Source organism: Flectobacillus sp. (genome assembly GCF_049240685.1).
In the GTDB taxonomy this organism is placed as follows: domain Bacteria; phylum Bacteroidota; class Bacteroidia; order Cytophagales; family Spirosomataceae; genus Flectobacillus.
In genome coordinates, this window is record NZ_JBMLSD010000428.1 from 1 (window position 1) to 21,091 (window position 21,091).

General features: G+C 37.9%; 17 protein-coding genes and 1 pseudogene. 4 read left to right on the forward strand and 14 right to left on the reverse strand.

Annotation, left to right across the window (positions count from 1 at the left end; translation table 11 throughout):
• Positions 1 to 31 precede the first annotated feature (31 nt).
• The 5 genes from ACOVQ4_RS19585 to ACOVQ4_RS19605 form a co-directional block, all read right to left on the reverse strand.
• Positions 32 to 1,300, reverse strand: coding sequence for an APC family permease (locus tag ACOVQ4_RS19585; RefSeq protein ID WP_421822296.1), 1,269 nt, complete (start codon positions 1,298 to 1,300; stop codon positions 32 to 34).
• Positions 1,301 to 1,396: 96 nt separating this feature from the next.
• Positions 1,397 to 4,042, reverse strand: a complete 2,646-nt coding sequence (locus tag ACOVQ4_RS19590) for a TonB-dependent receptor (RefSeq protein ID WP_421822297.1) — start codon at positions 4,040 to 4,042, stop codon at positions 1,397 to 1,399.
• 170 nt (positions 4,043 to 4,212) lie between these two features.
• Positions 4,213 to 4,755: a hypothetical protein gene (locus ACOVQ4_RS19595; RefSeq protein WP_421822298.1), complete on the reverse strand. Its 543-nt coding sequence runs from the start codon at positions 4,753 to 4,755 to the stop codon at positions 4,213 to 4,215.
• Positions 4,756 to 5,188: 433 nt separating this feature from the next.
• Entirely contained in the window at positions 5,189 to 6,658 is a 1,470-nt protein-coding gene (locus ACOVQ4_RS19600; RefSeq protein WP_421822299.1) for an amidohydrolase, read from the reverse strand.
• A 349-nt stretch (positions 6,659 to 7,007) separates the two neighbouring features.
• Positions 7,008 to 7,733 (reverse strand): nitroreductase family protein, encoded by a 726-nt coding sequence (locus ACOVQ4_RS19605; protein ID WP_421822300.1) that lies wholly within the window; start codon positions 7,731 to 7,733, stop codon positions 7,008 to 7,010.
• 292 nt (positions 7,734 to 8,025) lie between these two features.
• Between ACOVQ4_RS19605 and ACOVQ4_RS19610 the strand changes: the two genes are divergently transcribed.
• Entirely contained in the window at positions 8,026 to 10,425 is a 2,400-nt protein-coding gene (locus ACOVQ4_RS19610; RefSeq protein WP_421822301.1) for a TonB-dependent receptor, read from the forward strand.
• A gap of 116 nt (positions 10,426 to 10,541) precedes the next feature.
• Here the strand turns inward: ACOVQ4_RS19610 and gldD are convergent, their stop codons facing one another.
• The 5 genes from gldD to pyk all read right to left on the reverse strand — a co-directional run bounded on the left by gldD (position 10,542) and on the right by pyk (position 16,108).
• The gene (gene gldD / locus ACOVQ4_RS19615) at positions 10,542 to 11,189 is read right to left on the reverse strand and encodes a gliding motility lipoprotein GldD (RefSeq protein ID WP_421822302.1); all 648 of its coding nucleotides are present in this window, start codon (positions 11,187 to 11,189) and stop codon (positions 10,542 to 10,544) included.
• A gap of 150 nt (positions 11,190 to 11,339) precedes the next feature.
• Positions 11,340 to 12,119, reverse strand: coding sequence for a TIGR00266 family protein (locus ACOVQ4_RS19620; protein ID WP_095160179.1), 780 nt, complete (start codon positions 12,117 to 12,119; stop codon positions 11,340 to 11,342).
• A gap of 174 nt (positions 12,120 to 12,293) precedes the next feature.
• Positions 12,294 to 13,025, reverse strand: coding sequence for a lysophospholipid acyltransferase family protein (locus tag ACOVQ4_RS19625; RefSeq protein WP_421822303.1), 732 nt, complete (start codon positions 13,023 to 13,025; stop codon positions 12,294 to 12,296).
• A 180-nt stretch (positions 13,026 to 13,205) separates the two neighbouring features.
• Positions 13,206 to 14,012: a LytR/AlgR family response regulator transcription factor gene (locus tag ACOVQ4_RS19630; protein WP_229241890.1), complete on the reverse strand. Its 807-nt coding sequence runs from the start codon at positions 14,010 to 14,012 to the stop codon at positions 13,206 to 13,208.
• A 623-nt stretch (positions 14,013 to 14,635) separates the two neighbouring features.
• Positions 14,636 to 16,108, reverse strand: coding sequence for a pyruvate kinase (gene pyk / locus ACOVQ4_RS19635; protein ID WP_421822304.1), 1,473 nt, complete (start codon positions 16,106 to 16,108; stop codon positions 14,636 to 14,638).
• Positions 16,109 to 16,624: 516 nt separating this feature from the next.
• Here pyk and ACOVQ4_RS19640 point away from each other — a divergent pair.
• The 3 genes from ACOVQ4_RS19640 (at position 16,625) to ACOVQ4_RS19650 (ending at position 19,236) form a co-directional block, all read left to right on the forward strand.
• Positions 16,625 to 17,095 carry a nucleoside deaminase gene (locus ACOVQ4_RS19640; RefSeq protein WP_421822305.1) on the forward strand — a complete coding sequence of 157 codons (471 nt, stop codon included), beginning with the start codon at positions 16,625 to 16,627 and terminating at the stop codon, positions 17,093 to 17,095.
• A 506-nt stretch (positions 17,096 to 17,601) separates the two neighbouring features.
• Positions 17,602 to 18,462 (forward strand): SMP-30/gluconolactonase/LRE family protein, encoded by an 861-nt coding sequence (locus tag ACOVQ4_RS19645; protein WP_421822306.1) that lies wholly within the window; start codon positions 17,602 to 17,604, stop codon positions 18,460 to 18,462.
• Between the two features lie 477 nt (positions 18,463 to 18,939).
• Complete coding sequence (locus ACOVQ4_RS19650; protein WP_421822307.1) at positions 18,940 to 19,236, forward strand: putative quinol monooxygenase; 297 nt, start codon at positions 18,940 to 18,942, stop codon at positions 19,234 to 19,236.
• A 101-nt stretch (positions 19,237 to 19,337) separates the two neighbouring features.
• Here ACOVQ4_RS19650 and ACOVQ4_RS19655 read toward each other — a convergent pair whose 3' ends face one another.
• The 4 genes and pseudogenes from ACOVQ4_RS19655 to ACOVQ4_RS19670 all read right to left on the reverse strand — a co-directional run.
• The gene (locus tag ACOVQ4_RS19655; protein ID WP_095160185.1) at positions 19,338 to 19,850 is read right to left on the reverse strand and encodes an acyl-CoA thioesterase; all 513 of its coding nucleotides are present in this window, start codon (positions 19,848 to 19,850) and stop codon (positions 19,338 to 19,340) included.
• Positions 19,851 to 19,958: 108 nt separating this feature from the next.
• Complete coding sequence (gene nuoK, locus ACOVQ4_RS19660) at positions 19,959 to 20,267, reverse strand: NADH-quinone oxidoreductase subunit NuoK (protein ID WP_421822308.1); 309 nt, start codon at positions 20,265 to 20,267, stop codon at positions 19,959 to 19,961.
• Positions 20,268 to 20,274: 7 nt separating this feature from the next.
• A complete protein-coding gene (locus ACOVQ4_RS19665; protein ID WP_421822309.1) occupies positions 20,275 to 20,769 on the reverse strand; it encodes an NADH-quinone oxidoreductase subunit J in 495 nt (164 codons plus the stop codon).
• Positions 20,770 to 20,840: 71 nt separating this feature from the next.
• Positions 20,841 to 21,091 (reverse strand): annotated as a pseudogene (locus tag ACOVQ4_RS19670) (hypothetical protein); the annotation flags it as partial.

A 21,091-nucleotide genomic window follows, 5' to 3' on the forward strand; every position in this document is an offset into this window, starting at 1 on the left:
ATCACTAAATTAGGAATAGCTCTTTGGCGTTTTACATTCTCTTAGACCATACATACGTAACTGCCCCAACCAACAAAATCCCTAAGCCAATAAAGCTTTCTTGAGGTTTGTCATACATGATAAATAACAAAACAATCATGCTAAATCCTACATACAAGTACTGAATATAAGGACTCAAAGGACTTCTGAAACGGTCGCCCTCATGAGGAATTTTCAAGAAACTTGCCACAGCAATTGTTCCCATTAGCTGCAATACAAAAGACGAATAGAGTAAAATCTGCTGTAAACTACCCGACAACAACAAAATCAAAATCACTGCACATAACAACCATATCGCTCGAATTGGCACATCGTGCTTATTAGTTGGTCGAATCCATTTCCATAAAGTATAATGTTGCGCCATCGAGTGTACGATTCTTGAACCTATCCAGATATAAGAACTCATTGTCGCAATCAATTGAAAACCAATCCCTGCACTTATCCATTTATTGGCCGTTGGCCCTAAAATATTCTGAGTTGCTAAAATTGCGACTTCGGCTTGCCCTTTCAATTGAGCATAGGTTCCAAATTTCAAAAATACTAACTGCAAAAGAACATAGACGATAATCACACCCAAAGTGCCAAAAATCAAAGCTTTGGGTAAATCTTTGCTTGGGTTTCGGATTTCGCCTACGATATACGCCGCAGCATTCCAGCCTGTGTAAGCATAGGTCACATAAAGGAGTGAAACAGCAAAACCCGTTTGGGTTATTTCATCCAAAATTGGCACTTGTACATTGATGGCATTTTGAGGAATAGGGGCATACCAAATACCGATTCCTAATAAAAAACCAATGAACAGGACTTTTACGATGGTAGTAATATTCTGAAAAATACTACTATGCTTGAGCGAAAAGGAATGCAATAGACTAATCAAAATAATCAATAAAACGATATACCAACGCAAATTCGGAATATCAAAGGGACTCAAATAAGCCTCCATGGCAAGCGCTGCAATAGCTACAGGAGACGAAAAACCTACAATCAAAGAAGCCCAAGCCGTAAGATATCCCCAGAAAGGATGAAAACCTTTACTGACAAAAATATAATCGCCACCAGATTCATTATAGTGCGTTCCTAGTTCGGCAAAAGTAAATGCACCAATCAGTGCCAAAATACCTCCCAATACCCACAGCAATACAATGCTCCAAACATTTTGTACATCGACTAACTGGTATCCTAAACTCGTAAAAACGCCCGTTCCCACCATATTGGAGATAACTAACATAGTGGCGGTTTTCCATCCTATTTTGTGCGACATAGGCTAATTTCTTTAAATAATTGCGAATATTTCTTCAAATATAAAGGCACAAAGCGTTTTACACTTTGTGCCTTTATTCCTTTTTCTAAATACTTTTTATAAAGTAAAATTCAGTCTTGCAAAAACATATCTGCCTGTTGTACCCATTTGCACAGGAGCGTATTTGAATACACCAAAATACGAGTTTTCGTAAATTTGTTTATCAGGGAATATATCGAATAAGTTGTTCGCTCCAATAGTCGCCGCCAAATGCTTGCTTAATTTATAGGAAGCAGTCATATCGGTTACAATTTTGGCACTATGAACTTGCTCGCCACCAAAAGGGAAACCATTACGTGTTACTTGTCCAAAATAGGTATTACGCAACATGAAAGTCCATTTATCAAGATTATACACCCATTGTAAGGTACCTTTTACTTTTGGTGAATTGGTTTCGATTAAGCTTCTTTCCTGCGGACCATAGTAAATATCTTCTTGACCTACCAATTTATCTGAAAGCTTATTGACAGACACTACCTTATTTTCATTAAAGTTACCCGATAAGAAGGTCAATAAAGACCCCTTGCCAAGTTTAGCTTTGTGCGAAAGCACTAGATCAATTCCTCTGGTACGAGTGTTAATGGCATTGGTAAAGAAACGTCCAGTCGAAGCTCCAGCGGTTGCAAATAGTGCTCGTAGTTCGGGAACTTCATCGCCATAAACGTCATTACCAAAGTTACCCGTCAATACAATACGGTTATCCACATAAATTTGATACGCATCAACCGTCAACGAAAATGCTTTGTCGGGCGAAAGCGTAAATCCTACAGTGGCATTTTGTGAGGTCTCTTGCTTCAGTTTTGGAATACCCAAAGTTTTTGCAATTTGACTATCGTTATTAAAAATTCCAGAATTTAATAATACACCATCTACCACATCAGTAGCAATATTGTTAAAATACTGTTGCTGCAAAGACGGTGCTCTAAAACCTGTACTAAACGAACCTCTCAAACCAAAAGCGGGTGTGATGCTGTAACGGCCTGCAATTTTACCATTGAAAGTATTTCCAAAATCACTGTAATCCTCATAGCGAAGTGCGCCATCAATTGTCAGATTTTCTAAAAGATTTACTTCTACATCGGTATAAAGCGCCTTGCTATTACGGCTTTTGTTCAAAGCATTCAAAGGACTAAATCCTGGGAATGACTGAGCTCCTCCTCCTATATAAGAAGCCTCCTCTCCTGCTTTGATTTGATAATTCTCCAAACGTAATTCTGCTCCAGCAGCAAAGTTTAATCCATTCAATACCGTATTGAAGTATTTTGAATAGTCAACATTGATGGTATTTTGAGAAAAACTATGTGAACCCGCATCAAAAGCTCTTGGACTTTTATCACCTAATGAAACATTATTGGTATTTTGAACATGATAGGCAAATGAATTGGAGCCAAAAGTATTACTCACATCCAATAAACTCGACTCTGATAATTTGAACTTTACACCTGTGGCAAATGACGCATCAACAATGTCAGAATGTAACTCTGGCTGAAAACCATTTGGATATAAACTTAATACAACTGTCTCTTCGCTTGGCAAACGGCGGAAGCCATAACCCGTGCCTTTACGCAAACCTAATCCACCAAAAGCATACCATTCAGCCTTTTCACTCAACTTGTAACCTGTATTCAAAAAACCTTGGATATTCTGGATTTTGGCATCACCAACTCTAAAATTAAAATCATCACGAGTTAATCCTCTTTTCTTCAATTCTGCATCATCATAAGCACGAGAACTAGCAGGATTTTCTGTAAAATCATACGCAAAGAAATTTCCAAGTGCTGATTGGTCAAAAATAATCAGGTCGTGGTTTTGTGTGCGATTGGTCGCTTGACGGCTATTAGCTTGTAGTGCCAAATTCAAATAGCCTTTATCTTTTCCCCATGAAGTACCATAATTAGCATTAAAATCGACTGTTTGACCGTCACCACGTGTTGTTGTGCCACCAGTTAAGTTGGCAGAAAAGCCTGAATTTTTCTTTAACACGATATTAATCACCCCTGCAATGGCATCCGAACCATATTGAGCTGAAGCTCCATCACGCAATACTTCGATGCGCTCAATGGCAGACACTGGGATAGCGTTCAAGTCTGTACCCACCGAACCATTTCCGACGGTATTTTGATAATTGACCAACGAAGTAGTATGTCTTCTTTTCCCATTAATTAATACCAATACTTGGTCAGGGCCAAGTCCACGCAAGGTCGCTGGGTCGATATGCTCTGTACCATCTGATGCTGATTGGCGATTCGAGTTGAATGCAGGTACGAGGTAATTCAAAATATCATTGACATTCAGTAGAGGATTGGTCGTTTGAATATCTTTCAAACTAATCAAATCTACAGGAACCACCGAGTTGGTTACAGTGCGGTTTTGAGCGCTACGCGAACCTACTACTACCACTTCGTTTAATTGTTGGTTATCTTCTTCCAATACAATTTGTAGAGAGGTATTCCCTTTAGTATCGACTATTTTAGAAGAGTACCCTACAAATGAGACGATGATTTGTGAACTAGCTGTAGCTTTCAGTTGTAAAGTAAATTCGCCTTGGGGATTGGTCGTTGTCCCATTATTGATACCTTTCTGAGTAATACTCGCACCAGTAATAGGAGTATTTTTAGCGTCTTTGACAATACCTTTAATGGTCTGAGCATCGACACCAAACGCTTTTAATAGCAGAAGAATGATTGTAAAATAATACTTCATGTGATTGGAATGAGAGTTAAAAACTTGATTTCTTTAATAACAAAGTTCTACAAAGTTACAACAGAAGTTGTTAGAAGGTTAAAAATTATTAATCTATATACTCTATATTTTTAATATTTTTATCAATAAAATAAAAACCACCGAGACAAACGCCCCAGTGGCTGAGACTATTACTGTTTCTTTTCTGACTTAGCTGAGGGCTTTTTATCTTTTTCAGGAATCGGTAATTCTTCTTTGACAGAACTTGTTGAGGCTGGCATACTGGTATGATTTACCATTTTCCATTCGCCCTTAATCAGCTCTACAATTCTTAACTCTTGAGAAGTTTCTTTTTTACCATCAAGCGTTTTTACTTGCTTATAAGTTACCCATACATAAGTTGGATTCACTTTCCTAAAATTTGTTTTTTCTCTAGCAAACGTTGGCTTTGCTCCTTTTTTGCCTTCGTTAAACCAAGTAGTCGCCCAAGAGCTCAAGGCATCCCAACCATCTTTCACAATCAATTGGCCTTTTTCGTAGCGGGCAAAGTACGTCTGTGGCGTTTGGCGATAAAGCGTCATCCATGTTTCGTAATCCTTGGCATAGAACGCTTTAGATTCACTATCAATCAATTGTTTGATCTTGCTTTGGTCTTCGAGACTAACGGTGTTTTGAGCTGTAACAGAACCGATAAAAAGTAGTAAAATAACGCAAAGGAATCCAAGTGTTTTCATAAGTAAGAATGAGTAAAATGAAACTTTAATTGTGAGGCTTTAGAATAAAGGTAATAAGTTTTAGGTTAAAAAAAACATCCTTTAGTTTACCAAAGCCTAAATCGTTTAGCTTGAAATAGAGAATTAATATTGTCTAATTAGAAACGATTGATTTTCAAAAATGTCATTATTTACATCGATTTTTTCTTACAACCCTATACCATATCTAATGTGGTGATTTAGTGATTAAGCGAGTGAGGGATTATGTAAAAATTTGTATTGCATCAGTAGAAACGCAATGATTGCGTCTTAAGCCATTCATATCTAGCCTAATAGCATCGAAAAAGGCGATCGAAAAACAATTTCCGACCGCCTTCTTAAAATTACTCTGCTAATTTCAGAAAAATCACTCATGTACTCAATCACCAATGACTTAAAGGGAGATTACGCATGCTTATTTTCTATAATCCAAGGCAGGTTTTCTGTCTCCGAGTAATGCTTCATATTTAAAATCAGCACCACCACGTTTTTCTAGCCACTCAGCTTTCGCTTTATCTATCGTTGCTTGGTCGTTCATCAAATCAAGGGCAGTAATTGCGAGTGTTTTTGCTGCAACAATCATTCCTTTCTGACCAATCGACATCCCACTTGCGGCAGTAGATTGCCAGCTATGCGCCGATGAGCCTGGCACCCAAGTGGCAGTTCCTAAACCAACCGTTGGCACTACCCAACTAACATCGCCTACGTCGGTCGAACCGCTCGATGTGGCACTTTCTGAAGCATCACTAAAATTTTTAATCTTGGCAGCATTGTTGATATCTTGCTTTTGCTCCCCTAAGGTTTCAGCTATTTTCTCTGCAAACTTTTTCTCTTCCTCATTATACACAACCCCTCCTACTTTTTGCATATTTTGATGAACAAGCGTTGCTAATGTTACATTAGGTAAAAGGTTATAAACACCCCCTAACACTTCCCATTCAACTTTTGTGCCTGTACCTAATGCCGCACCTTGAGCCGCATTTTCGATACGTTTCCAAATACTTTGTAAAATTGCTCTGTCTTTATGACGCGCATAATAATATACCTCGGCATAAGCTGGTACTACATTTGGCGCCTCACCACCCTTGGTAATTACATAATGAATACGCGTATCCTGAGGAATATGCTCACGCATCATATTAATCATATAGTTCATCGACTCTACCCCATCCAGTGCCGAACGACCACGCTCAGGTGCAGCCGCAGCGTGCGATGCAATGCCTTTGAAACGAAATTTCGCATTTTTATTGGCCAACGAAGTACTTGCATCCGCTGCATTCGCTGAACTTGGATGCCAGTGCAATACTACATCTACCTCATTAAAATACCCTTCCCGCACCATATATACTTTGCCCGAACCACCTTCTTCGGCTGGACAGCCATATATTTTTATAGTACCAGATTTGCCAGATTTTTGCAACCAGTTTTTTACTTCAATAGCCGCTGCCACCGACGCCGTACCAAAAAGGTTATGCCCACAACCATGTCCTCCTTTCTGATTTGGAATAGGTTTGATTTCTGGGGTAGCTTCTTGCGCCAAGCCCGGTAAAGCGTCATATTCGCCTAAAATACCAATTACAGGTTTGCCCGAGCCGTAAGTTGCCACAAATGCAGTAGGAATGCCAGCTATACCTGCTTGTACTTGAAAGCCTTCTTTTTTCAATTGCTCTTGCAATAAAAGAGAACTTTTTTCCTCCATGTAGCCCAGCTCAGCATAATCCCAAATTTGTTTTGAAATCTTGGCATATTCATCGAATCGTTTGTCAAGATTACCAATCATAGCCTGCTTATCAGCTTCCAAAGGACTTGCTGTAGCAGCTTTCTTTTTTTGTGCCATACTTGCGAATGATAACATCGAAAGCACAAGCAAAACGCATTTTTTCATAAATAAAGGTAAGTTTTAGTTTTAGTAAAGTGAATGTTGTGGACTTTGGTATTAGGTAATTGACCAAAATTAGATTTATATGTTTTAGGGAACAGGCACAAGGCACAAGGCAAAGAGTGTTAAAATGTTTTTTGCCAGTTGCCTAATGCCTAAACACATAACTTAAATATAATTCTGAATGATTACTCAAGTTAGTGGCAAAATAAAATTTAATTTTTGTGCTTTGGGAAATGGGCTTTGGAAATAAGCATGTCTGTGGTCATTAAACAAATTTTAACACTCTTTGCCTTATGCCTGTTGCCTTGTGCCTAAAACACAAAACTTAGCTCTAATTTTGCCCACTAACTTACTATATTTTCCGAATGACCTCCTCTGATGGTACTCTTGTTCTGGCTGCATAAACTCCTTCTTCCGTTCCCTTTCCACAAGCTACAATCATACAGACCTCGGCTCCTGCTGGGGCGTCAATCAATTTTTTGACCAAACGACTATCAAAACCCTCCATCGGACAGGTATCATATTGTTGCGAGGCCATACTCAGCATAAATGTTTGTGCAGCCAAAGCACATGACTTATGCACCATCACTCGTTGGTCGGCATGGGACGAAACCCTCAAAAACGGTCGATTAAATCCTTTGACTAAAATGATAAGTTTGCGAAGCAAAGTCATAAAGCCAAACCAGTCATTGCGATAAAATAAAGGCATCAGTTTGCCATAATAATCCATGGCTCGCTTGTCACGACCCGTGAGTTCTTTTCCCTGAAATTGCTCTTTGAGATTGTTCAAGTTCCATTGCGCCATATTTTTCCAACGGTCTTGGCGGGTTAAAAATATGATAAGATGTGGGGCTGTTCGAGCGGCAGACTGATTGAAACAAGCCTTGGCTATAGCCTCCTTTTTATCTGGACTACTTACCCACACAAATTCCCAAAGTTGCATATTACTGCTATTGGGCGAAAGTGTGGCTAGCTCCAAACTTTTCTGAATAACCTGTTCGTCTATTTCGGCTTGAGCATCGTATACTCGAACCGAACGGCGATAGTCAACAATCTTGGCAAAAAAATCTTGCTGCATGTGTCGTATGTTGATGAATTAAACTGAGCTCGTTTTACAAAGTTAAAATTCTTAAGTAAAAAACAAAGCAGAAAGTAAGGGAATACCAAGTAAAAATCAATTTGATACAATCAAGCTGACTTTACAATCTTTATCTCTTCTGATTTTTAAGGAGATAAGTATTGACAAATATATTTTTTAGCCTATATTTGTTGAAATTTTTAGACAAACCTAAAAATTAAATAAACCAAAACTAAACTGTAGCCAGTTATTAGAACTATCTAAGCCATACAAAAACTCTTGTTTCACTCTCATGAAAAAATTATTACCACTTTTGGGTCTATTGTTGTATTCTGTGATAAGCCAAGCACAGGTACAAATTCAAGGAAAGGTTATTTCCTCCGATAATCAAGAAGAAATCATCGGTGCTAATCTCTACCTTGTTGAATTGCGTCGAGGAAATTTGAGTCAACAGCATGGTAAATTTTACTTCAATGACCTTAAAAAAGGCACCTATACTCTACAAATAAGTCATATTGGGTATAAAACCTATACACAAAAAATCAATCTTCACACTGACACTACGCTACATATTAAGCTTACGCCGAGTGCAGTTTCGCTCGAAGAAGTTATTGTTTCTGGCTCGGCAAGCAAAACGGTCGTTAAAGAAAGTCCTATTCCTATTGCTGCACTCTCCAAAACACAATGGCTACAATCGGGTAGTACCAACCTTGTGGATGCTATTAGTAAACTCCCTGGCATGTCGCAAATTACTACAGGTGCCACGTTGTCGAAGCCTATTATTCGTGGACTGGGTTTTAATCGAGTGATTACGATGCATGATGGAGTACGACAAGAGGATAATCAATGGGGTGAAGAACATTCATTACATATCGACGAATATTCAATCGATCGATATGAGATTATTCGAGGAGCAGGTTCGTTGATGTACGGCTCGGATGGTATTGGTGGGGTGATGTCTGTCATTTCTATTTTACCTCCCGAGAACACCTCATTAGCTGGAAATATTTTATATAATTTTCAGAGCAATCAAGGATTTCATGGGGTATCTGGTACTTTAGCTCACAACCAAAATGGCTTACTTTGGCAGGCGAGATTTAGCCTAAAAGATGCTCAAAACTATCAAAATAAATATGATGGCAGGGTTTGGGGTTCAAACTTCAATGAACTTAATTTTTCGGGAATAGTGGGAGTTCAAAAAAAATGGGGATATTCCCGTTTGTACTTTTCAAAATTTGGACAAAATATCAATATCATCGATGGACAGCGCGATACACAAGGGCGTTTTGTAAAAGCTATTTTGGAAAATGGTGAAGAAAAACTATTGACCGTATCGCCCCAAGAACTTGAAAGTAGAGCGATTAATCCTAGTAACTCACAAGCATTGAGTAATTACAAATTAACGAGTAACTCTTTGTTTCAACTAGGAGCTTCTTCTTTGAGCCTCACTTTTTCTTACGCCCAAAATCACCGTCGTGAATACGGCAATATATACAAGCCTTTTGAGCCAGATTTGTATTTCTTTTTGCAAAACTATTACTATGATATTCGCCTTCATTTGCCTGAGCGTAACCAATGGGAAACTAGCGTTGGGAGTAATGGCTTATGGCAAAATATGAATAACAAGGGTAATGAAACGCTATATCCTAATTTTGATTTAGCAGATAAAGGAGTTTTTATTTTTTCAAAAAAGAAATGGAATCATTGGATTGTGAGCGGAGGACTTCGCTATGACCATCGCCAATTAAATATCGCACAACTTTACGTAGATGCGGATGGCAAATTTCAGACCTCTCCTAACGGTGCAATCGAAGAACGTTTTAGTGGTTTACGTAGCTCTTACAGTAACATAACTGGTAGCTTGGGACTAGTATATAAATTCAACTCCAATCTAAGTATGCGTAGCAATGTGGCGAGAGGCTTTCGGGCGCCATCTGTTCCTGAATTATCATCCAACGGCGAACATGCAGGGACTTTTCGTTATGAAATTGGGAATATCAATCAAAAATCAGAAGTTTCTTTACAAACAGATTTGGGTTTTACATGGGAAAACCGTCAGTGGTATGTGGATGTAAGCTGGTTTAGAAACCAAATTCAGCATTATACTTATTCGGAGAGAGTTCAGACGCAGAATGGTAAAGACTCTTTGATTAACCAAGTACCTGTGTTTAGATATGTACAAGGCAATGCCCTACTGCAAGGTTTGGAAGCAACTGTCAACTTTACTCCTGTACCTTGGTTGAGCCTCAACCAAAGTTATTCGATGGTAAAAGGTATTAACCAACAAGCTACTAATGATTCGTCAAAATATTTACCATTTATGCCACCAGCACGCTGGATTAGTCAAGTAAAATGGAATAAAAAAGCTTGGGGAAAATATATAGAAAATGTGTATTTCTTGGCAGAATTAGAACATCATCAAACCCAAAATCAGGTACTGTTGGCTTACAATACAGAAACGATGACGCCAGCTTATTCCCTAGTAAATTTAGGAGCGGGTATGACTTGGCGAAACAAAGATAAAAAGACCATTGCATCCATCTATATCAATGTCAACAACCTATTTGACCTAGCTTATCAAAACCATCAAAGCCGCCTCAAATACCTCGACACCAACCTCGCTACCCAAAGGCGTGGGGTTTATAACATGGGACGAAACATCAGTATAAAATTGGTAGTACCGATTCATTAATTGTGAATTTTGAATGAGTGAATTGTGAATTATTTTTTGAATTAGCATAAACCTTCTACCATTTTCTAGTCTTGTTAAAATAATTCACAATTCTTCACTCGCAATTCACAACTTCTCTAATGCCACTGCAAAGTATTAATCAAACGAATGACGTCGGTTTTGAGATAGTCAATGACAGGAGCTAAAGAATCACTTTTGGTGGCAGTATTGAAATATAAAGCACCACGTAAGTAATGCTTTGTTGAATCAGTCGTATAAAACTGCACATACGTTGGTACCTCTCCTTCTAATTCTATCAATTTAGCCGTTTTGCCCGACTTAGTTTTCATCACCAAATCTTTGATAGAATAAGCCTTAATATTATGTCTTGCGGCCAAACGGTGGGCATCGTCAATCAGTTTAGCCAGTTTTTTTTGGTCGCCATTCAAAGATTTATAGGTTAACTGAATCATCGCCTTCATTTCTGGATAATAAATATAAATCCAGTGTGGCTCTGCCCATCTAACTGTATCAGGTTTTATGACTGCATGTTTAGAATACTCAAAGCTATAGGGATGCTTTTCGGCGAGCATTTGGTATTCAGCTTTGGGCAAATCAATACGATTATAACCTTTGGGTTTGGGAGTAAAACCATCGTCATCCTTCTTCTGACGACAAGCCGATACGCTCATCAAAAGGAGTACTAACAAAGCAGAAAACCTCACAGCCATCAGACCATGAGGTTTTCTTTGAATTGTATATGTATGAATTTTTTTGAGATTCATTACAAAAGTAGTTATTGGTGATTGTGCCTTGTTCCAAATAGCTAGTCGCTTCAAACAGGCTGATAATACTTGCAAAACTACATCATTCAAGTATAAAATCTAAGAAGAAACGTTCTTAGATAAACTTTATTGCAAAATTTATGTCCACGCTTAATCTTCAAACAGATTACCCAGTCCGCCTAATACCGAACCGCCTTCCTTGTTGGTATTTTGACCATACGGCGAAAGAGTACGAATAAGTTTTGAAAGAGGCATTGATTGAATCCAAACACGCCCTGTACCACGCATAGTAGCCAAAAATAGCCCTTCTCCACCAAAAACCATTGATTTCAAATTACCTGCACGCTGAATGTCGTAGCTCAAGGTTGGTTCAAAAGCCACAATACAACCTGTATCAATTCGTAAGGTTTCGTTGTTCAGGTACTTTTCTACAATTGTACCACCAGCGTGTACAAAGGCCAAACCATCGCCTTGTAATTTTTCAAGAATAAAACCTTCACCACCAAAGAAACCAGAGCCAATACGTTGGTTGAAAGTAATAGATACTTTTGTACCCAATGCGGCACACAAGAAACTATCTTTCTGAGCAATTAAAGTATTGCCTGGCATGGTTGCCAAATTAATAGGAACGATTGTACCTGGATGTGGCGCTGCAAAAGCTACTTTACGCTTGCCATAACCACGGTTGGTAAAGTGCGTCATAAATAACGACTCTCCCGTCAATAAACGACTACCAGCTTGGAAGATTTTACCCAAAACAGAATTGTCTGCATTAGAGCCATCGCCCATTTTGGTTTCAAAGGTAATACCATCTTCCATATAAACCATGGCGCCTGCTTCGGCTATCACGGTTTCGTTTGGGTCTAATTCAATCTCTACAATTTGGATATCTTCACCAATAATTTTGTAATCAATTTCGTGCGAGTACATAGTCAGTTTTAGTTTTTAGATTCAGAAAACTTTAATCTTTTGATGCAAATTAAGATAAAGAATTAGTTCTAAAAATAACATTTGTGGATAATTGGCAAATTTGTTGAGTAATCGGTGCTAAAAACGGACGACCTTGTCTCATTCAAATATCCGTACTTCAAAAACTAATAAATATTATGAGTTGTATGCCAGAAGAGTACTTTGAATTACTTGAAATACTTCTTCTTTCAATGCTTCAACATCTTCTTGTGTTTTGCCCAGCGTAGAAATTGGTTCGTGAACAACCACCTTCAAAGGCATACGCGTCAAGGAAGGGTTACTATCAAACATTATTTTGTAGTTATTCACAAAAGTGACAGGTACAACGGGCACCTGTTGCTGTATAGCCATCACAAACGCACCATCTTTCAAAGGTTTGTGCATCAATGGTGGCGTTTTAGATTTAATGCCACCTTCAGGGAAAATCACGATACTTCTACCATTTTGCAAAGCTCTAATCGAACGAGTCATCGATTTGGCACGACTACTACGGTCTTCTCTATCTACCTGAATATGAAGTTTTGAAAACATATACCCAAACAGAGGTACTTTTTTAATCGCGCTTTTTCCTACAAATGCGTAATAGTTTTTCAACACTACTCCCATTGCGGCTATATCCAAATACGAAAAGTGATTGGCACAAAAGACATAGGCTTGTTGGGTATCGGGTTGAAAACGGTATTCAACACGAATAGGTACTCCAATCATCGGAAAGTATAGTTTCCCCCACAAACGATTTAGATAGTGAGCTTTAGGCTTCCATGATTCTTTTTGCAGAAATAACCAGAAGAAAGGAAACAGAAGTAAAAAAATAAATATCAGCCAAAACGCTGCCCAGATATTATAAAGTGTTTTAAAAATACGCATAGAGACAAAATTAGAGAAAAGTCTTCAGTTGTGAGAAGATAATTGTCAGGAAAGAATTGAGGCAACAATAAAAAAGCTTGATAGCAATAGCTACCAAGCCCTGGAAATATTGTATTGCAAGAATCACATTTAGTCTCTGTATATTGCTATAATCATAGATATGAGCTGTCTATATTAAACTTAGATTCCCATCATTTCTTTGAAGGCTACTGAGTTTCTGGTCGAAATTTCTAATTCGATACCATTATTCAACACCACTTTCATTCCACCTTTGTAGTAGGAATCAATATCATGGATATACTCAGTATTAATAATTTGCTGGCGATTTGCTCTGAAGAAAATCGTAGGGTCGAGACGTTCTTGGATTTTATTCAACGAACGGTGAATCATCGGGCGATTATTGCCAAAATGGAAACGGCAGTAGTTACCAACAGATTCAATCATGAATACCTCAGACAGTCTTACGAAATAGCACTTTTCGCCATCTTTCAAGAAAATACGTTTGTCAGGAGACAATCGACCTTCTGAAACAGCTGCAGTAGCTCTTTCTTGCTGAATTTCGGAACGAACCTTTTCAATAGTTTTAGCCAAACGCTCTGTCTTTGTAGGCTTTAGGATATAGTCCATCGCCTCTGATTCGAATGCTTGGATGGCATATTGGTTGTAAGCCGTCACGAACACCACTTTTGGCACAAACTCTAATTCTTCTAATAAATCAAAGCCATTTTTTTCAGGCATTTCAATATCTAGAAAAATTAAATCTGGCTGTAGTCGGTGTATTTTCTCCAAAGCCTCATCTACGTTTTCGGCTTCATCTATAATCTGAATGTCCGAAAACTCTTGTAACAAGTACTTTAGCTCTTGACGCGCGAGCCTCTCGTCGTCGACCAAGATGGTTTTAATTTTCTTACTCATCGGTTGTAAATTTAACAAGTCGTGATAATGGCGGTTACCAGCTCTTGGAGAATAAGGCAGTCTATTAGCCATACCTGAGTAACTGATTTTCAATTAATTAACAACAACAGTTCAACACCTGTGAACTAATCAGGATTGATATTTTAAAAAATACCTCGGATTTATTGCTAATATAGTAAATTCTCTAGCATTTTGTTTACGTGCGCCATGATTATTTCAAAATCTCAGCCCTATTTTTGGTCAAAAAGATTCAAAAAATCTTCTCTGCTCAAAATGTTAATTTTTTCTTCAAATGATTAAAAATTAACACTAAAAACCATGAGGATTGCTAAGGAAGTTTTACCAAGTTGTATTAGGAATAATTGTGTTAAATCCCATTTCTCACGACTATCATGTATTTTATGGATAAAATTAACAACTTTCTTGCCAAATATACCTACCGTCTAATAAGAAATAACGACAGTCTCTTTATTTCCCCTCTTACAACTGATTTTTTACAAGGCTCAGTTTTAAATAGTATTTTCTTGCAAAAATACAACCACCACCTCCTCATCTCCCAATAAGCTCCATAAATATTAAGTTTACGACTCAAAAATCACCATTTGGTAACTCAAAAATCTGTAATTTTGAAGAAGATAATAATAAAAAAGACGTACCCGAAGGATACGTCTTTTTTATGTTATGTAAAGTTAAGATTACTCTACTACACCTAACTGTACAGTATTAGTTTTCAAATCCTTGTTTGAAGGCACACTCAAGGTAGTTACATAAGTATCTCCTTTTGCTAATAAACCTTTTTCAACCAAGATATCCGTCATACCATTTACGGTAGCTTCTACATCTTTGCCATCGGCTTCGTAGTAGAATACTTTAGCTCCCCACAACAAGCCCATTACAGTCATAATAGCTTTGTTTGAAGTAAACACATAAAGGTTAGCTTTTGGACGGTGCGCCGACAAGCGGAATGCTGTATAACCGCTGTTTGTGATGCAAAGGATTGCTTCCGCTTTCGTATCACGAGCCAAACGACATGCACTAGCAATCATACGGTCGTTTAATGGATACTTAGAGTTGTTGTTTGACAAAGAGTGATTTTTGAAATAAATAGCAGCCTCGTCACCTTTTACGATTTCGATTTTATTTTGCTGCTCTTCAACCACCTCTTGGATGTGAGCCATAGTTTCGACAGCTTTTACGGGATAAGCTCCTGAAGCAGACTCAGCACTCAACATAGTAGCAGATGCTCCTTGCAATACGGCGTTGGCAACGTCAGACGTTTCAGCACGTGTTGGCACTGGATTTGATATCATCGACTCCAACATTTGTGTTGCCACGATAACTGGTTTTCCAGCCTGAGTACATTTTTCTACCATGACGCGTTGTAAGTGAGGTACTTCAGCACCATCCATTTCAACACCCAAGTCACCACGTGCTACCATGATACCATCTGTAGCAGCAATGATTTCGTCAAGGTTATCTATCGCCTCTGGCTTCTCAATTTTAGCAATTACTTTTGTATCTTTTCCGTAAGCAGCAATTTTTTGTTTGATATCATAAATATCATCTGCTTTACGCACGAATGAAAGCGCAACCCAGTCGACACCATTGTCCAAACCAAAATACAAATCTGCTTCATCTTTTGGAGTCAAACATGGTAAAGAAACTTTTGTACCTGGCAGGTTGATACCTTTTTTAGATTTTAAGATACCACCATAAATCACTTCAGTAACTACTTCTTTCTTCTCTTTATCAACTGTTAATACTTTTACTTCTAAGTTACCATCATCCATCAAAATACGCTCACCTGGCACTACATCCAAGTACATTGACGTGTAAGTTGTACCTACTCTTTCAGAAGTACCCACAACGTTTTCGTCCATTACAAAAGTAAGGGTTTTGCCTGGAATCAATTCTACACCGTTGTTTTCAACAAGCTGAGTACGAATTTTCGGACCTTGTAAGTCTTGAAGTATCGTTAGGTTTGTACCTAAAGCTTCAGAGACAGCTCTGATGTTCTTTACTCTCTGAAGGTGGTCTTCATGAGTACCATGCGAGAAGTTAAGTCTGAATATGTTTGCACCTGCTTGGGCAAGCTTGGTCAACATCTCTGGTGATTCTGATGCTGGGCCAATCGTAGCTACAATCTTGGTCTTTCTTTGATAAGACATCTTTCGGTTACAGTTTAAGGGATATGATTGGGGAAAGTTATCGAATTCGTCTACTTTTTGAGCCATTGAGCTCTCGATAACTCGACAAAAAATTCAAATGATGTTGCAATTTACAATTTATGAATCGAAAATAGAACCATAATTTGAGTATTTATTACGGAGCTCCACTTTAGGCATCATAAATTGCATCTAAATTAGGCAAATTTGGAATAATATACACTCAACCGAAGAAAGTTTGCAGTTTATTTCTTTTTGGTTAACATGATTTTGAATGTATTCTTTCAAAAAGAATATATTTTGGTCACATCTCATCAAATTTCACTCCTAGCGTTTTTTCGCTTCTTGCCTCACAGACCTTTTTAAGCTTTTTTTTGTATCTTGCCAAGTTGCCTTTTTGGCACTAAGCCTGTAGTGCAGAAGCAAGTTGTTGGTTTAGCCAATTCGATGTAAACAATCGATTGATACAACAATACTGTAGCTATTCGGCAATTTCATGAAACAAACTCTTTAGATTTTATGCAAAAAGAAAAATTTATGCAGGAAGCTATTATGCTATCTTTAAAAGGTTCTGCCGATGGCAAAGGTGGCCCTTTCGGTGCTGTGGTTGTCAAAAATGGGGAAATTGTGGGTAGAGGATTCAATCAAGTAACTTCTTCGAATGACCCAACGGCTCACGCTGAAGTAGTAGCCATTAGAGATGCATGTAACAACTTAGGAACATTCCAACTAGAAGATTGTGAAATTTATACCTCGTGCGAACCTTGTCCTATGTGCCTAGGGGCAATCTATTGGGCTCGCCCTAGCAAGGTGTATTATGCCAACACACGTGAGGACGCCGCAGAAATTGGATTCGATGACGCCTTTATTTATCAAGAAATTCCCTTACCGATACATCAACGTAAAATCGAGATGATTCCGCTTGGTCGCGAAGAAGCTCAAAAAGCTTTTCAATTTTGGAAAGATAAAAGTGATAAAACAGAATACTAAGCAATGGGTAAATTCTGAATCATTAAAAACTGTTTAGTTCGGACATAGGATGTTGGATTTCGGAAGTATAAGCTTTTACATTTCTTAACAAATTAAAGGTATCTAACCTTATTTCCGAATTCCGCAATCCCAAATCTGAAATAGTTTAGAACCCCTCGTACAGCGCCAGTATCAGATGTTGGATTTAAGAAATATAAGCTTCTCTATTTCTTAAAAAAGAAAGGTATTTTACTTTTAAACTTTCAGTCGGCAGCAATAGGCATTCGGTAAAAATACTCTTTGGGCAACCATAAAACACTTTGCCGAATGCCCATTGCTAATTTCAGAAAGCCGAACTATACAATCTTGTTTTGTATTAATATCTACAAATGAAAAAAGGAGTTAACTGTATTTCAGTACTATTTTTTCGCAACTTCAATTTTCAACTCTTCAACCTTTCAAATTCTTTTAATTCTCCCCTATTACCAGTATATTCGAAGCTACTATCCAATTTTTTCTAATCAACTATGTTAAAGTCAACTTACCTCGCTTGCGCTATTGCAGCTATTGGAATTTCCTCTTGTAGTCCCAAAACTCTATTTCAAGCACAAGATTTCACCAAGGAAAATCTTTTTACTCAAAACATTGAAGGCCCCAACTTTGACTCCAAAGGACAATTGTATGTGGTAAACTTCCAAAAAGATGGCACAATCGCCAAGGTAATGCCTGATGGCTCTTGTGAATTATTTCTTACTTTACCACAAGGAAGTACCGCCAATGCTATTCAATTTGATGATAAAGGTGCTATGTATTTGGCAGATTTCTCAGGGCATAATGTATTGAAGGTAAATATGCAGACCAAAGAGGTATCGGTATTTAGCCACAATGAGCGTTTCAATCAACCCAATGATATCTGTATTACTCGTAAGAATGTTCTTTTTGCAAGTGACCCCAATTGGAAACAAAGCACAGGTCAAATCTGGCGAATTGATACTGATGGCTCTTCACATTTGTTGTCGTCAGACATGGGTACAACCAATGGAATTTGTTTGAGTCCAGATGAAAAAACGTTGTACGTCAACGAAAGTATCCAGCGAAATATCTGGGCATTTGATGTTGATGCTCAGGGAAATATCAGTAACAAACGTCTTTTTACCTCATTCAAAGACGGCGGTTTGGATGGCATGAAATGTGATAAATCAGGAAAACTGTATGTAACTCGTTGGGGATTAGGTAAAATTCTTGTTTTCAATTCTTCAGGACAACAAATCAAAGAAGTTACTACCAAAGGAAAACAAACCAGCAATCTGGTATTTAGCCCAAATCAAAAAGAAGCATTCGTGACTTTACAAGACCGCAAAGGCATGGAAAAGTTTAGAATAAAATAAATAATTCTTTTAAGTAATCGTGCAGAATAAGATTTGATTTATGTGTTTAGGGACAAGGCAACAGGCACAAGGCACAGAGTGTTTAAATGTTTTTTAGTAAAAAATAGATATATTTTTGCCCTGCTGTTTCAAGTTTACCAACTTGGAACAATAAATCAAGTGCAGTCTGCGACTGCACCACTAGCATAGTCAATACCAAAGATTGAATACTTTAGGATATTCAGTTTGAGCAAGGTCGCAGTCAGAGACTGCTTTTTATTGGGCGTTCCAAGTTCTTAAACTTGAAACAGCTAACGCAAAGAGTGTCAAATCGTTTTTTAGTAAAAAATAGATATATTTTTGCCGAATGCTGAAAGCTGAAAGCCGAAAGCTAAAGAAATATAAGATACTTTAACGACTTTTTACCTAATAGTACAGCTTACCAACAGCCGTAAACCAAAAACCAACAGCTATAACAAAACAAAACCCAAGAAAAAGATGATTATTAGAATAGTAAGAATGACTTTTCAGGAAGAGAAAGTAGATGATTTTCTTGAAATTTTTAATAGCTCCAAAAACAAGATTCGGCATTTTGAAGGCTGCCTTCATCTTGAATTACTGAAAGATGCCAACCAACCGAATGTCTTTATGACATACAGTTATTGGGAAAGCGAAAACCATTTGAATCACTATCGTGATTCAGAACTTTTCCAAAAAACTTGGACCGCTACAAAGGCATTGTTTAAGGAAAAGCCTATTGCTTTTTCTTCAGAAAGAGTGGAAACTATTGAGTGATTTGAGAATGAGTGAATGAGTGATTTTTATCTATATTCAAATAATAATCACTCATTTTCTCAATCACAAATCACTCAAATTGAGCAATTTATGCAATATCATTACTCGAAAATCGATTTTAATTCGACAGCATCTTGAGCTTTCATACGACCCGCCAATACCAAACGCAATTGACGACGACGTAAAGCTCCTTCGTATAAGGCAATTTCATCCTCTGTTTCTGGTACAGCCTGTGGCACATCAATAGGGCGACCAGATTGATCTACTGCTACAAAAGTAAAAAAGGCTTTATTGGTCGAAACTCTTTCTTTTGCTGGGATATTTTCGGCCCACACATCAATCACCACTTCCATCGAAGAACTAAATGCACGAGTCACTTTGGCTTGAAGCGTTACTACACTTCCAAGTGGGATAGACTCCTTAAACGATACATTGTCAACTGAAGCTGTCACGACGATTCGGTTCGAATGTTTTTGTGCACAAATAGCCCCTACTACGTCCATCATTCTCATGAGGTTTCCACCCATCAAATTTCCAAGCGTATTGGTATCGTTTGGAAAAATCATTTCGGTCATGGTAGTAAGCGATTCGGATACTGGTTTACTTTTTGCCATTGTTTAAATAAAAGTAATTTCTACCTATTACTATATTGATGAAGTTATATATACCAGACCTGGGCAGACAGGCTTGAATACAAAAGAGAGAAGGGTAATTGAAAGAATCTATTTCTTCAACTCATTTATCTCGTCGAGATTAACAGATTGAAAATGCTCATAAACTTTCAAAACAATCGCTAGGGCAATAACAGCCTCACAGGCCGCTACAACGATGACAAATAGTGAAAAAATTTGGCCTTGAAGACTAGGATCATTTTTACTGAAAGCCACCAAATTCACATTGACTGCATTTAGCATTAATTCTATACCCATCAATACCACAATAATGTTTCGTTTGACAACCACCAAAGCTAGTCCGATACTAAACAATAAGGCGCTTGTGAGCAAGTAGTACGGCAAAAAACTGTTATCCATGAATTGATTAATTTTTAGTTTTGGTACTCAAATAGGCTGCTCCAATTAGTACTGCCATCAATAATATTCCTGAGACTTCAAAAGGTAATACATAATTGGTCATCAATTCGGCCCCTATGGTTTGTATTGTCGAAGAAGGTTCTACTATCTCAAACAAATTATCTTGTATTTCTAAGAATCTGGCTCTACCGAAGGTATACAGCAAAGTAGCACTAAAGCCCAACATGACCAAGAGTCCCAGAATGCGATTGGAGCTTTCGGTGGTAATATCGTTGCGTCCTCTACTTTTGTTTCCCTGTTGGTTTGTTAGCATTACGCCAAAAATTAGGAGTACTAATACCCCCCCCACATAAACTAATATCTGAGTTACAGCCAAAAAATCTGCCCCTGCTAATACATACAATGCCGATACTCCTAAAAATGTACCAAGCAGGCTAAAAGCTGCATACAAAACATTTTTGGTAAATAACACAACCAAAGCCGAGGCTAAGGTCAATACCATGAAAGCTATAAATACAAATTGTATCAAAACTCTTGAGATTTATGGTTAATCAAATATCTAGTTCAAAAACCTTATTCTGGTCTTTTAAATTTTGGTCGAAATACAGGACGAGGCTTCGGTGTTTCTTCATTCGTATTGGCATCTTCCTGCTTGGTTTCCTCCGATTTTATTTCCTCTTGTTCTACCTTTGCAACAGATTCTGCTATTTCCTCCTCTGTTTTTGCTGGAACTTTAAACTTCGGTCTGAAAGCTGGACGAGCAGGCTTTACTTCATCCGCTGGCACTTCTACCTCGGGCGATGCCTCTGCACTAGCTTCTACAA